The organism is Sorangium sp. So ce693 (assembly GCF_051521375.1).
In the GTDB taxonomy this organism is placed as follows: Bacteria; Myxococcota_A; Polyangia; order Polyangiales; family Polyangiaceae; genus Sorangium; species Sorangium atrum.
Map to the genome: position 1 here is coordinate 4,999,254 of NZ_CP150347.1, position 12,874 is coordinate 5,012,127.

General features: G+C 74.1%; 6 protein-coding genes. 5 read left to right on the forward strand and 1 reads right to left on the reverse strand.

Translation table 11 applies throughout. The features are described 5' to 3' along the window. From WMF14_RS18695 to WMF14_RS18710, 4 genes are all read left to right on the forward strand, one after another. On the forward strand, positions 1 to 3,330 hold the full coding sequence (locus WMF14_RS18695; RefSeq protein ID WP_437802695.1) for a protein kinase domain-containing protein: 3,330 nt from the start codon (positions 1 to 3) through the stop codon (positions 3,328 to 3,330). A 125-nt stretch (positions 3,331 to 3,455) separates the two neighbouring features. Beyond that, the gene (locus WMF14_RS18700) at positions 3,456 to 5,213 is read left to right on the forward strand and encodes a serine/threonine-protein kinase (protein ID WP_437802697.1); all 1,758 of its coding nucleotides are present in this window, start codon (positions 3,456 to 3,458) and stop codon (positions 5,211 to 5,213) included. Between the two features lie 2 nt (positions 5,214 to 5,215). Beyond that, positions 5,216 to 7,981: an FG-GAP repeat domain-containing protein gene (locus WMF14_RS18705; protein WP_437802699.1), complete on the forward strand. Its 2,766-nt coding sequence runs from the start codon at positions 5,216 to 5,218 to the stop codon at positions 7,979 to 7,981. After that, a complete protein-coding gene (locus WMF14_RS18710; RefSeq protein ID WP_437802701.1) occupies positions 7,978 to 9,261 on the forward strand; it encodes a PEGA domain-containing protein in 1,284 nt (427 codons plus the stop codon). Before WMF14_RS18705 ends, WMF14_RS18710 begins: the two co-directional genes overlap by 4 nt. A gap of 62 nt (positions 9,262 to 9,323) precedes the next feature. On the opposite strand, the gene WMF14_RS18715 is transcribed toward WMF14_RS18710, so the two are convergent. Next, a complete protein-coding gene (locus tag WMF14_RS18715; RefSeq protein WP_437802703.1) occupies positions 9,324 to 10,850 on the reverse strand; it encodes a hypothetical protein in 1,527 nt (508 codons plus the stop codon). Positions 10,851 to 11,525: 675 nt separating this feature from the next. Here WMF14_RS18715 and WMF14_RS18720 point away from each other — a divergent pair. Further along, a complete protein-coding gene (locus WMF14_RS18720; protein ID WP_437802705.1) occupies positions 11,526 to 12,854 on the forward strand; it encodes a DUF2403 domain-containing lipoprotein in 1,329 nt (442 codons plus the stop codon). Positions 12,855 to 12,874: the final 20 nt, after the last annotated feature.

Consider the following 12,874-nt stretch of genomic DNA (forward strand, 5'->3'; position numbering starts at 1 on the left):
TTGGTCCGAGGGACGCTCATCGCCGATCGCTACCGCGTCGTGCGGCGCCTCGGCGCGGGCGCGATGGGCGCCGTGTACGAGGCCGTCGACATCGAGACCGACCGCCGGCGCGCGCTCAAGGTGATGCACGCGCACACGATCGAGCGCGCCGATCTCCGGCGGCGGTTCGCGCTGGAGGCGCGGGTCGCGGGCCGGGTCGACAGCCCGTTCCTCGTCGACGTCGTCGACGCGGGGGTCGACAGGGCGACGTCGACGCCCTTCCTCGTGATGGAGCTCCTGGAGGGCGAGACGCTGGCCCAGCGGCTCGCGCGCAAGGGGCGCTGCTCGCCCGCCGACGCGCTCCGCTGGCTCGGGCAGGCGGCGCTCGGGCTCGACAAGATGCACCGCCTCGGGATCGTCCATCGCGACCTGAAGCCCAGCAACCTCTTCCTGGAGCGGCGCGAGCGCGAGGCGCCCCGCCTCAAGATCCTCGATCTCGGCGTCGCCAAGGTCCTCGACGCCGGCGCCGGCCTCGAGTCGACGGCGGCGGCGGGCACGCCGGTCTACATGGCGCCGGAGCAGCTCCGCGGCGGGAAGCTCACGCCGGCCGCCGACATCCATGCGCTGGGGATGATCGCCTTCACGCTGCTCGTCGGGAGCGCTTACTGGCAGGACGAGGCGGCGCGCAGCCAGGACCCGATCGCCTTCGCGCTGGCCGCGTCTTCCGGCCCCGTGGAGCCAGCGACGGCCCGCGCCGCGCGCCGGGGCGTCTCGCTGCCGCCCGGGATCGATGCGTGGTTCGCGCGAGCGACGGCGGCCGATCCTGCCGCGCGGTTCGCGAGCGCGGTCGCTGCGGTGGAGGCGCTGGCCGGAGCGCTGGGCGAACCCGGCGCGGCGCTTCCGCTCGAAGCGATCTGGTCCGCCCCGCAGGCGTCAGCCGAAGGGCGCGAGCGCGCGCCGGTGGCTGACGCGGGAGACGATGGCAGGACCAGGACCCTCGAGGAGCGCGAGGGCGGGACCAGGACCATCGGGGAGGGCGAGGGCGCGATGGCGGGGCGCGACGGCGCGACCAGGACCGTCTCCGTCGCGCCCGGAGCCATCCCGATCGCACCCGGAGCCATCCCGATCGCACCCGGAGCCATCCCGATCGCACCCGGAGCCATCCCGATCGCACCCGGAGCCATCCCGATCGCGCCCGGAGCCGTCCCGATCGCACCCGGAGCCGTCCCGATCGCTCCGGGAGCCGTCCCTGCCACGCTGCCTAGGCCTCGCGGGCGGGCGCGCTGGCAGATCGGGCTCGGCGGCGCCGCCGCGGCCCTGGGCGCCTTCGCGCTCGCTGCGGCGCTCGAGGCGCCGCCCGGGGCACCACCGGAGGCGGCGTCACCCCGGACCACGCCGCGCTCGCCGCTCGACGCGCCGGACGCGGTGCTCGCTTGCCCAGTACTCGATGCCGCGGGCGTCGACGCACCCTCGGGCTGGCTCGGCGCCGCCGCGGCGGCGACCGTGTGCGAGCGAGCGCGGATCCTCCTCGGCGGCAGCCCGGCGCGCACCCTGGTGCCGGCCGAGCTGCTCTCGCTCCCGCACCCGCCCGTGGATCGGTTCCCTGTCGATCCCTACGCGGCGCCGGAGGCCCGCGCGCGCTCGGTGGAGGCAGCGCGCCGCCGCGCCGCGGCGCACATCGACGGCGAGGTCGTCTGCGACGGCGCGGCCTTCCGGGTCGCCCTGCGGCTGCACGGACCGGACGGCGCGGAGATCACCCGCGCGCAGGGCGCCGGACGGGCCCTGTTCGAGGCGGTCCGCGAGGCCATGACCCCGATGGTGCAGGCAGGGCACCTGCCCAGGGCGGCGCGCCTCGACCCCGTGGTCGCCGAGTTCTCGCGGGCCGGGGACGTCGACGGGGCCCTCGCCCTGCTCGATCTCTCGATGGCGATGGTGCACAACGCCGGAGGGCTCGCCGAGGAGTGCGCCCGGGTCGAGGCGCAGGGCGGCGCGCTCGCGGAGATGGGGCCGGGAGAGCGCTACCGGTGCGCCTTCGTCCTCGGCCTGCCCGCGCCCGCGATCGCGCTCCCGCCGGCCGAGGCGACCTCGCCCGGCGCGTTCGCGGCGCGGGCGCGCATCGACCAGCTCGCCCATCGCGTGGACGACCCGGCGCTCGCCGCGGAGCTCGTGCGGCGGTTCGAGCAGGAGCCGTCGTCGTGGGGGCGGTCGACGCTGGCCTCGACCGCGTCGTGCCTGCTCCAGCCGTTCGATGCGGGCCGCGCCGCCGAGCTCTCGCTCCTCTCGGTGCAGATCGAGCCGAAGAACCCGACCGGAGAGTTCTGCGCGCCCTGGGTGCAGCTCGCCACCGTCACGCGGGGCACCGCGAGCGCGGAGAGCGCGCTGCGCGCGATGCAGGCGTGGGCGCCCTGGGACGGCTATGCATGGCTGCTCGAGGAGCCTCTGCCCGACGACGCCGGGCGGGCGCTCGCGTTCGCCCGGCGCGCTCACGCGCTGTCGCCGCTCGACGCCTACGTGGCCGACGTCCTCGCCGGCCGTCTGCTCGCGATCGGAGCGCGCAGCGAGGCGCGCGGCATCGCGCTCGCGCTCGCCGCGGGCGGATACCCGAGCCAGCGGGTCGAGAGCGAGCTCCTGCTCCTCCGGGTCGAGGCGAGCGAGGCCCGCTTCGGCGCCGCGCTCGCGCGGGCGACGCGGGCGATGATCCCCTCCGCCGAGGACGCCGGATGGGTGCGCGTCCAGCGGCTCGAGATCGCGTGGCGCGCGCTGGAGATCGGCCTGATCCTGGGCCGGGCCGGCGAGGTGGCCGATCGCGCCGTGGAGCGCTTCCTCGATCCGGAGCCGACGCCGCTCGACGGCGCCCACCACATCGACGTCCCGCTGCGGGTCGCGGCCCTCTGCGCCCACGCCACGGCGGCGGCGTCGCGGCGGTGCTTCGCGCGGCTCCGCGCGCTGCGGCCGAGGCTCTCGGGGGGCATCCTGCCGGGCACCGACGCGTTCATCGACGGCGCCGAGCGGGTCGCGCGGGCGGACCACGCCGGGGCGGCGAGGGCGTGGCGGCCGCTGCTGCGGGACCCGGGGCCGTTCGCGGCGGTGATGGCCGACGCCATGGCCGCGGTGTTCGAGCGGACGGGCGAGGTGGAGCTCGTCGAGCGGCTGGAGAAGGCCGTTCCGGGGGGCGAGCGCCACCTCGGCGGCGCGAGCCTCGCCACGGTGCGCGCCGCGCGCCGGGCCGCGCGACGAGGCAAGGTGGACGAGGCGCGCGCGCTGGCGAGGCAGGTGATCGAGGCGTGGGCCATCGCGGACGAGCCCGTGCCGGCGCTCGACGACATGCGGCGGATCGCGGGGCCGCGGTAGGGCAGCTCGCCGCGGGGATGCGCTCAGGCCACGCTGCATCGGGAAACCCTGCGGCGCGGCGCGCTTCCTCCCGCTCGCCGCGCTGTTCATGGCTGGCGATGGCGCCTAGACTGGCGTGACGGTCGATGGCCACCTGCCCCGCGTGTCGCTCGGTCTATCCGGAGGATGTCGCGACCTGCCCGGAGCACGGGGACGCGCTGCTGCCGGACGGGGCCTTCTCCGACGAGGACGCGCAGCTCCCGCCGGGCGCGATGCTCGGCGAGTACCGCGTCGAGCGGATGCTCGGCGCAGGGACGTTCGGCGACGTCTACGCGGGAGAGCAGCCCCTCATCGGCAAGCGGGTCGCGATCAAGGTGCTGAACCGGCGGTTCGCGTCCGACCCGACCGTCGTCTCGCGCTTCGTCGGCGAGGCGCGCGCGGTGAACCGCATCCGGCACCGCAACATCATCGACATCTTCTCCTTCGGCGTCGTCGACGGGCGGCACTACTTCGTCATGGAGCTGCTCGACGGGCTCACGCTCGGCGCGCTGATCCGGCGCGAGGGGCGCCTCTCCCCGGGCCGCGCCGTCTCCATCCTCGAGGGCATCGCCGACGCGCTCGACGCCGCGCACGCGGCGGGGATCACGCACCGCGATCTGAAGCCCGAGAACATCTTCGTGGCGATCGAGAAGGGCGGTCGCTACTTCCCCAAGCTGCTCGATTTCGGCGTGGCGAAGCTCGCGGACGAGGCGCTCGCCCACAAGACGGCCACGGGGGTCGCCATCGGAACGCCCGCGTACATGTCGCCCGAGCAGGTCCGCGGCAAGGGCGTCGACCATCGCTCGGACATCTACGCCCTCGGCGTGATCGCCCACGAGGTGCTCACGGGGGCGCTCGTCTTCCAGGGCGAGTCGATGATGGACGTGATGATGATGCACCTCCTCCAGGAGCCGCCGCGGGCGTCGGAGGCCTGCGCGGATCTCCCGCCCGAGCTCGACGCCCCGGTGACGGCGATGCTTGCGAAGCGCGCCGAGGATCGCCCGCCGTCGGCGGGCGCAGCGGTCCAGGCGTTCGTCGAGCAGGTGCGCAAGCTCGGCCTCGAGGGGCTCGACGGCGCGGGCGCCTCGCGGCCCCGGAGCAGCGCGCGCGTGGTGTCCGTCGGGTCGCAGGACGTCAGCTCCGAGGCGGCGACCGCCGTGGTCGACGCGCTCGATCCGGAGGAGGGCAGCGGCGCTGCCGGAGGCGGCGCCTCCGGGAACGGCGGCTCCTCCGGCACGCTGCGCAGCCCTGGCGGGAGCGGGGCCGTCGCGGCGGGGCGGACGCAGCCCATGCCGCCGGGCTCGGTGGCGCCTGTCGATGTCGGCCGGACGGTGGCGCTCGCCCCGCTCGCCGAGCCCGCCCGGACGGCGGCGTTCGCACCGCTCCCCGAAGCCGTCCAGGCGCCGAGGACCCGTGCCCGCCGCGCCGGGGTGCTCGCGGTGCTGCTCCTTGGCGGCGCCATGGCCGTGGCGATCGCGTGGCTCCGCCCCGGCGGCGAAGGTGCCTCGACCCGCGATGCCGCCCCGACAGCGGCCACGGGCGCGCCGCCCGGCGCCGCCGACGTCACGGGCGCGCCGTCCAGCGCCGTGGGCCCCCTCGGCGCGCCGCTGGCCGGCGTGGGCGCCACCGGCGCGCCGTCCGGCGCCGCGGATCCTTCGGGCGCGCCGCCCGTCGCAGGCGCCGCGTCCGGTCTCCAGGCGGCTCCGGGCGCAGCCGCGGATGGATCGGCGCCGCCCGCACCGGCCGCCGGGGCGGCCAGCGCGGCGTCGACCACGGCGCCGTCGGGCGTCCGGGCGAGCCACCCGCGCAAGGTCCACACCGATCTGGAGAAGCCGGCGTTCGGCAGCTTCCGCGGAGCCCCCTGACCATGAAGGCATCTCACGGAGCGTCGGTCGTCCTGGCGATCGCGGCGGCCGGTTGCGCGAACCTCTCGCTGCTCGAGGAGGACGTCTGCGGCAACCGCGTCGTCGAGGCGCCTGACGAGGCCTGCGACGGGCAGGAAGGCTGCGGCGCTCCCGGGAGCGCGCACCAGTGCCGCTACCTCTGCGGGGGCGCCGAAGGGTTCGTGTGCCCCGGCGGCTACGGGTGCGGCGCGGACGGCGTCTGCCGGCGGCCCACGGGCGTGTTCGAGGAGCTCTCGGCGCGCACCATGGTCACGGCGATGGAGCTCTCGGCCGGCGATATCAACGCCGACGGCTGCGACGAGCTCGTGCACACGACGCTAGAGAGCACCACGATTACGGCGCTCCCGAGCCAGGCCCCTGGCCTGTGCGCGCAGGCGGAGCAGGCGCTGCCGATCGCCCGGGCGGCGTCGAGCGAGGAGACGTCACCCGCCCCGATCCTGCGCGATCTCACGAGCGACGGTCAGCTCGAGCTCATCGTCGCAGGGCGCGGGGACGTGGTCGCCGCGCAGGGGGGCGCCGCGAACGGCCTCTTCGTGTTCTCCGCCTCCGAGAGCGCGGCCATGGCGCCCACGCTCTACGCGACCACGCGCCTCGACAGCGAGGCCGCGCGCCTCCTGTCGGCGCGGCTGCGCGGCCGCGACGCCGCGCTGATCTTCCTCGGAGCAGCCGCCGCGACCGGTGGCGCGAACGGCGGCGGTACGGGCGGCGAGCCGCCGGCGAGCGCCGGCCCCGGCCGTATCGCCGTCATGCCGGACCCGGCCGCGACGCCGCAGACGCTCGACGGCGACGTCGTGGCCCCCGGCGACATCGCGGCCGCTGTCGCCGCCGATCTGGACGGGGACGCCGCCGCGGACGCCGAGCCGTGCGACGAGGCGATCGTGGCGAAGCGGGGCGACGATCGGATCCGCATCTACGCCGTGTGCGGCCCCGCGGGCTCGAACGCGCTCGCGGCGCTGCCCGAGGTGCAGCTCGGCGGCGGCGCGAGGATCCGGGACGTCAACGCGTCGCTCGCCGTGCACGATCAGAACGGCGACGGCTTCCTCGACATCGTCGTGAACGCCATCCACGGCGATCTCGGCGAGATCCACGTCGCGTACGGCCTCGGCGACGGGCGCTTCCATTCGACCCCGAGCCTCCCGTCCTCCGGCTCGCCCGACCAGCGCACGGGCGCGCTCTCGCTCGGCGACGCGGAGCTCGAGGCCGCGCTCGCCGATCCGGACCGGATCTTCGTCGCCGGCGACTTCGATGCAGACCGCCCCGGGCCAGAGCTCGTGCCGCTCGACTGCCGCCCCGGCGCGCCGTTCCAGTCGCCGGTCTGCGGCTCCATCGGAGGAGGGTGCGAGGCGATCGCCGCCGACGTGAACGCCGACGGCCACCTCGATATCGTCGCCACCGAGACGCAGCTGCCCGACATCACGATCTACACCGGCGCCTCGGACGGCACGTTCTACACGCAGCGCGTCGCGACGCAGTGCCCGCCTCACTATGTCGCCGTCGGCGACTTCGACGGCGATCGGGTGAACGACATCGCCTACTTCGATCAGCAGGCGCGGCCGTCGTCTCCGCAGCCCTCCACGCGGCTCGACATCGCCTACGGCAACGCCTTCGCCGCGCCCTCCGCGCCGGCCGGGCACGGCCGCCTCGATCTCGCCAGCGGCCTCGTCGCGGGCCGCGTGCTCCAGGAGGCCACGGGCGTGCAGCTCTTCGCGCTGCGCGGCCTCCCGCGGCCGCCCGACGCGCCGGTGGGCTCCGGCTCCGGGCTCGCGCTCATCGAGGGGGGCCGCGATCGCCTCATCCGCGCGCCGTTCTACTTCGCCGCGCCTCCCGGAGCGCCGGGAGGCATGCCGCCTGGTCCTGGCATGCCGCCTGGTAGCGGCGCGTCGAGCTCCATCCTGCCCGTGAGGCTCCTCGCTGTCGCGGGCGGCATGTTCGCGGCCGGGGCCGACGGCGAACCCCAGCAGCGGCTTGCCGCGATCACGGAGCTCGCCGTGGAGGGCGGGCCGGGGCCCGTGCCCGAAGGCACGCAGCTCTGGCTGATCTCCGTCTCGCCGGAGGGAGACAACCTGCGCGCCGAGGCGTCCGGCCGTCCCGGCGAGGGAGCGCCGCCGTGCGACGCGTGCGTGCTCGCGCCGATCGACACCGACGGCGACCGCCGCGACGAGCTCGTGTGGCTGAACGACGGCGAGCTCGCGATCTACGCGGCCGACGGCGAGAAGCTCGTCGAGACGGCCCGGCAGGAGACGGCGCACGTGTTCAAGGCCATCGTCGAGGACGTGAACCCGCCGAAGTACGCGCCGCGCCCCCTCGTCGCGGATCTGGACGGCGACGGGCAGCAAGATCTCCTCGCGCGCGCGGACAGCGGCGAGATCGTCGCGCTCTGGGGCCGCGCCGGCGGGGGCTTCGACGAGACGGCGCTCGTCGCGCCGGAGCCCTGCGAGGGCGACCGGGGCTGCGCGGGCCTCGCCGTGGCGCTGCTCAACGCCGACGCCGACGTCGCGCTCGAGGTCGCCGTGGCCGGCCCCGGGCGGCTCGAGCTCTACGACCTCGACGCCGGCGCGCGGGCGCTTCGCCGCCTCGAGACCACCTTTCCCGGCCCTCCGCCGGAGGCCGGCAGCGATTTCGTCGCGCTGGTCGCGGGCGACGTCGACGGGGATGGCGTCGACGATCTCGCGGTGGCGATGAGCTCCGCGTTCCTGAAGGTGTTCCGCGGCAAGCCGGTGCTGCAATGAGGGTGGCGGCTCGCCCCTTCCGTCGGTTGCTCCTCTGGGCCTCGCTGACCCTCGCCCTAGCGCCCGCCGCGGCCCAGGCGGACGCGCGCCCGACGCCCGAGCAGGTCGCGCAGGCGGAGAACTACTTCAACGCCGGCGCGCAGGCGTACGAGGCGGGCCAGTACCAGGTCGCCGCGGAGGCGTTCCTGGAGGCTCACGAGCGCGTGCCGAGCCCGTCGCTCCTGTTCTCGGCGGCGCAGGCCTGCCGGCGGCAGTACCTCACGGAGCCGTCGCCGGACGCGCTGCGCCGCGCGATCGCCCTCTACCGCGAGTACCTGCGCCAGGATCCGAAGGCGACGCGCCGCGAGGAGGCGGTGACCGCCCTCGGGTCGCTCGTGCCGCTGGAGGCGCGGATCGCCGGCGAGGGCGCGGCGCCTGCGGGCGGCGAGGGCTCGACGGCAGAGGGCGGCGGCCCCGCGACCGCCGCGAGGCCGGCCGCGGGCGGGACGCGGCTCTTGCTGTCGTCACCGGCCGAGGGGGCGCGGGTGTCGGTGGACGGCCAGCCGTTCGTCGCGGCGCCGCTCGTGGCGCCTGTCGCTCCTGGCCCGCACCGCGTGCGGGTGCAGGCGACGGGGCACTACGACGAAGAGCTCACGGTCGTCGCGGTGGCCGGCGAGCTGATGCCGCGGCACGTCGTGCTGCGCGTGAAGCCGGCGCAGCTGCGGGTGACCGGCACGGGCGGCGCGCGCATCGCGGTGGACGGGCAGGTGAGGGGGACGGCGCCGACGACCGGAGCGATCGCGATCGAGCCGGGGGTTCATGTCGTCGAGGTCTCGCTGCCTGGATACGAGCTCTTCCGGCGGGAGCTCCGCGTGACGCGCGAGCAGGCGGTGGCGCTCGACGCCGATCTCCGCATGACCTCCCGCCGCGTCGCCGCGTGGACGGCGCTCGGCGTCGGCGCGGCGGGCGCCGTCGCGACCGGCGTGCTCGGGGGCCTCGCCCTCGCGAGCCAGAGCGAGGCGGTCGAGCTGCGGGACAGGAAGGACGCGGACTCGCTCACGCCGTCGGAGCGGGATCGCTACAACGCCGCGGTCGACGCGCGCGGCGGTCTCGGCGCGGCGGCGGCCGTCGCGGGCGGGGTGTCGTTCCTGGCCGCCGCCGCGGGGTTCGGGCTCTTCGCGTTCGATGAGCCGAAGGGCCTTGGCTCCGCCGCTCCCGCTGCCCCACCGCCGAGGGATCCCGGGGTGGACGCGGAGTTCACGGTGGGAGTCCTGTCGGCCGGTGTCCGAGGGCGCTTCTAGATTTCCGTCTCGCCGCAGGTCGTCCCCGCGACGGGCTCGGACCGCGATCAACCACGCCGCGATCAACCAGGCACGACGACGATCTCGCCGGTCGTGTACAGCGCGGAGGTGTCCCAGGCGAGCCCGGGGGCGAGCGGCACATCGATCGTCACCTCGGAGAACGTCCCCAGGAGGGCGCCGCTCCAGCCGAGCACGGCGATGGTGTCGCCGGCCTGGAAGGGAATGGCCTCATCATCCGCGTGGATCTCCAGCGCCCCGTCGATGCTCACGTCCCCGTCCACGAACAGGAGCGGCGCGGCGCTCGGCCCGGCGACGGTCAAGCTCAACGTGGCGAACAAGCCCTGGCTGTAGCTCCCGGCGACGCTCGTCGAGGGGTACACCTCGCCCACGACCAGCGTGCCGAGCGCGGGGTTCGCGAGATCGCCCGTGAAGCTGCTGGTCTCGAGGCGCCCCCGGTAGAAATCGATGGTGTCGCCGGCCTGGACCTCGATCTCCCCCGCGGTGAGCTCGCCGTCTGCGAGCCGCACCGCCCACCTCGGGCCGCCGGGAGCGCCGGGCAGCGGCGCGAGCCGGAGGAGGCCGTCGATGCGGACGGATCCTCCCCCGTCGATCTGCAGCGCCGGATAGACCGGCGAGTCCGTGGACGCGAGGATCGTGACGTCACCGCTGTTGATCCACGACGCATAGACGTCGGTCACGTAGATGTACGCCGCGCCGCCTCGCGAGCGGATCTCGACCTCCTCTGTGGCCAGGGTCCCCAGCGCTCCGAGGACGATCCCGCCGATTCCATCGTCTCCCCCCACCGACAGCAGCCCCGCGTTCGTCCAGGTGCCGTCCCAGCCGCTCACGTTGACAACGCTGTTCTCGAGCTCGTTGCCGAGGACCTGCGCGTTCGCGGTGGAGAGCTCGCCCCGGTAGACGGTCAGCTGCGCGGCCCTGCCCGCGCCGACGACGAACTCCCCCGTGCTCACCCACCTCGTCGCGGAGCCTGTGACGAACGCCTCGATCGGGCGGAAAGGGTCCGGCAGGGCGTTGGCACCGAAATAGACGTTGTGCGAGAAGAAGCTCGCTCCTTTTCGGATCTCGATCCTGCCGCCCCACAGGTCACCGATGTAGGCATTGGTTCGGCTCGTCAGGGTCGCGTCGTATCCATCGACGAGCACGTCGCCGTAGGCGTGGAAGTAGGGCCCGCTGACCAGGAGATCGTCGGTGATCACCCTGGCGCCCCTCCGTACGATGAGCGAGCCCAGGGCGAAGTGGCCTGCGCCGATCGCGAGAGAGCCATCGTTGGTCCACCGCGATCCGTACCCGACCACCTCGACCGTACCGGAGCCCTCGTAAGGCCCGCCGATGATGGCGCCGGGGCTGAGCACCCGCCCCCTGTTGGAGACGAGCACGCTCCCCGAGCGAGGCGTGCCCGGTATCGTGCCGCCGACCAGCAGAAGGCTATCGCCGAGGTCCCACGGGTCCGCTGGGCTTGCGGGCGATACATCCCCCGAGATGGTCACCTCCGCCCGGAGCGGCACTGCCACGCTCAGCGACACCGCCGCAAGCAACGCCGAAAGGGCGCATCGAACATGCTGGTTCATAGGCCTCCTGCTCAGCAAGAAAATTGACAACACAAGAATTCCGTCCTCGCTTCCCCCTACTGCCCGAGCCGGGTGGATCGCGAGACCGATATTCCCGCGCGCACTCTAGCAGGTAACAAGTCCGACGAACGCGCGTCCTCGAATGAGCGTTGCGGATGAGCCCGGTGCGATAGGCCTCGCCGCCCGGGCCGCATTGACCGGGAAGGGTGGAGCGGGTCGCCCCTCTCGCGGGAGTTGTTTCGGAGTCGACTCTGCTGTCTCCGCCGCCCGTCGGGCCGGCATGAGAGAGGCGATTGGAGCCGATCTCTTTTTCATCAATCTTGTGTGCGAGCGTGCGAGTTCGACGAGCGTCTGAACGCGTCGGCGCCGAAGTTCTGGAGCGCGAGTTCGTCGAGGGCGCCAGCGTCGAGGCTCATCAGGGCGCGCGCGGCGCAGCGTCGGTTCCGCGCGCTCGACCTGGGGAACGCCGAGCTCAGCGGCCGGATCGAGGGCAGAGACCTTGAGGGCCCTCGACGGTCATGGCGATCTCGCTCCGGGATGGGTCATGGCTCGACCGCGCTCGATCGGCTCAGGTCGGGCCCGAACGGCGCTCATGTGGGCCTCTCGATCACCTATCCGCGCCGACCCCTCCGTTTTCCATCACGGAACGCGCGCGCTCCGGAGACAGTCACGGGCATGAAGCGCTCGTCGTTGTTCGTGCAGGCTGCCCTCGTCGTCCTCGCGTGCGCCTGCGGTGACGGAGGCGATGCCGGAGGACAGGGCGGCCAGGGTGGCCAGGCGAGCGGAGGTTCGTCCACCGGCACGACAGGCGCCGGCGTGGGCCCGTCCACCGGCACGACGGGCGCCGGCGCAGGCCCGTCCGCCAGCACGACCGGCGCCGGCGGAGGTCTCGGCCCCCACGTCCCTGAGCCGAGCACGCCGACACGCGGCGGGACGATGACGTTCACGAACATCGGCGCGCCCGGCTGGTGGCCCCGCCGCATCGACCGCGAGCCCGGCGATCCGGCGTGCGACTACAAGGACGGCGACGACACCTGGGGCGGGCACTGCTGCATGACGGAGCACCACGCGACGAGCGACAAGCTCGCCCCGTTCGATGAAGAGATGACCCTCATCATGAAGGCCATCCGCGTGAAGCAGCTCGCCGTCTACCAGCCCGGCAGCGACCCGGCCGCCTGGCAGATGATCTCGTCGTGGGACGCGAAGGACGGCGTTGGCTCCAACCTGCTCGTCACGGAAGGGCAGGCCACGTCCGCCGACTTCACGGGCGACCTCACGAAGAAGGACTGCGTCACGTACTTCACGCAGGACAAGCCCTTCGCGTGCGGTGACGGCAAGGACTACTACTGTCCCGACGATCCGGGCATCATGCACCTCGGCTGGGCGGGCTCGAAGCTCATCGTCTTCCTGGCGTCGATGACGTTCGATGACGCGGGCGTCGAGAAATGCGACGGCGGTGGGCAGGGCCACCCCGGCCCGTGGGTCGCGTTCGTGGCGTCCGAGCTCATTCGCGACGGCGGCCGCAAGTGGAACGGGCTCTGCAACTGCTACTCGAAGACGGGCACTGTCGGCGACGGCTGCGGCGAGATCAACGTGTTCGAGGTCGTGATGGACAACAACGAGTACAGCAATCGCGAGTTCATGAGCACCGGTGTCCGCTCGTACCAGGAGGGGCACATCGGCGGCAGCGTCTGCGGGAGCGGCTGTGATCGCGACGAGTTCGCCGAGGACGTCGAGGTCGTGGATGCGTGCGCGCAGAAGGCCTACGACGAGGGGCCCGTCATCGAGGCCGGCGGGGCCTCGGACGGCTGCCCGACGTGGCGCCGGCCCATCGGCGATCGCTACTTCATGATCCTGCTCGATGAGGCGCAGCGCACGATCCAGGTCGCGGTGATTCACCCCGAGAGGATCCCCTCCGCCGCGGCCGAGATGCTCCCCGATCTGCCGGGCGGGCTCTCGCGCGGCTCGATCGACGCCATGCTCTCGATGCGCCTGCCGGAGTGACCCCCATGAAAACGAGGAAC

Coding starts and splice junctions, on each gene's coding strand:
- WMF14_RS18700 (WP_437802697.1), top strand. CDS start 3,456: ATGGCCACCTGCCCCGCGTGTCGCTCGGTCTATCCGGAGGATGTCGCG.
- WMF14_RS18705 (WP_437802699.1), top strand. CDS start 5,216: ATGAAGGCATCTCACGGAGCGTCGGTCGTCCTGGCGATCGCGGCGGCC.
- WMF14_RS18710 (WP_437802701.1), top strand. CDS start 7,978: ATGAGGGTGGCGGCTCGCCCCTTCCGTCGGTTGCTCCTCTGGGCCTCG.
- WMF14_RS18715 (WP_437802703.1), bottom strand. CDS start 10,850: ATGAACCAGCATGTTCGATGCGCCCTTTCGGCGTTGCTTGCGGCGGTG.
- WMF14_RS18720 (WP_437802705.1), top strand. CDS start 11,526: ATGAAGCGCTCGTCGTTGTTCGTGCAGGCTGCCCTCGTCGTCCTCGCG.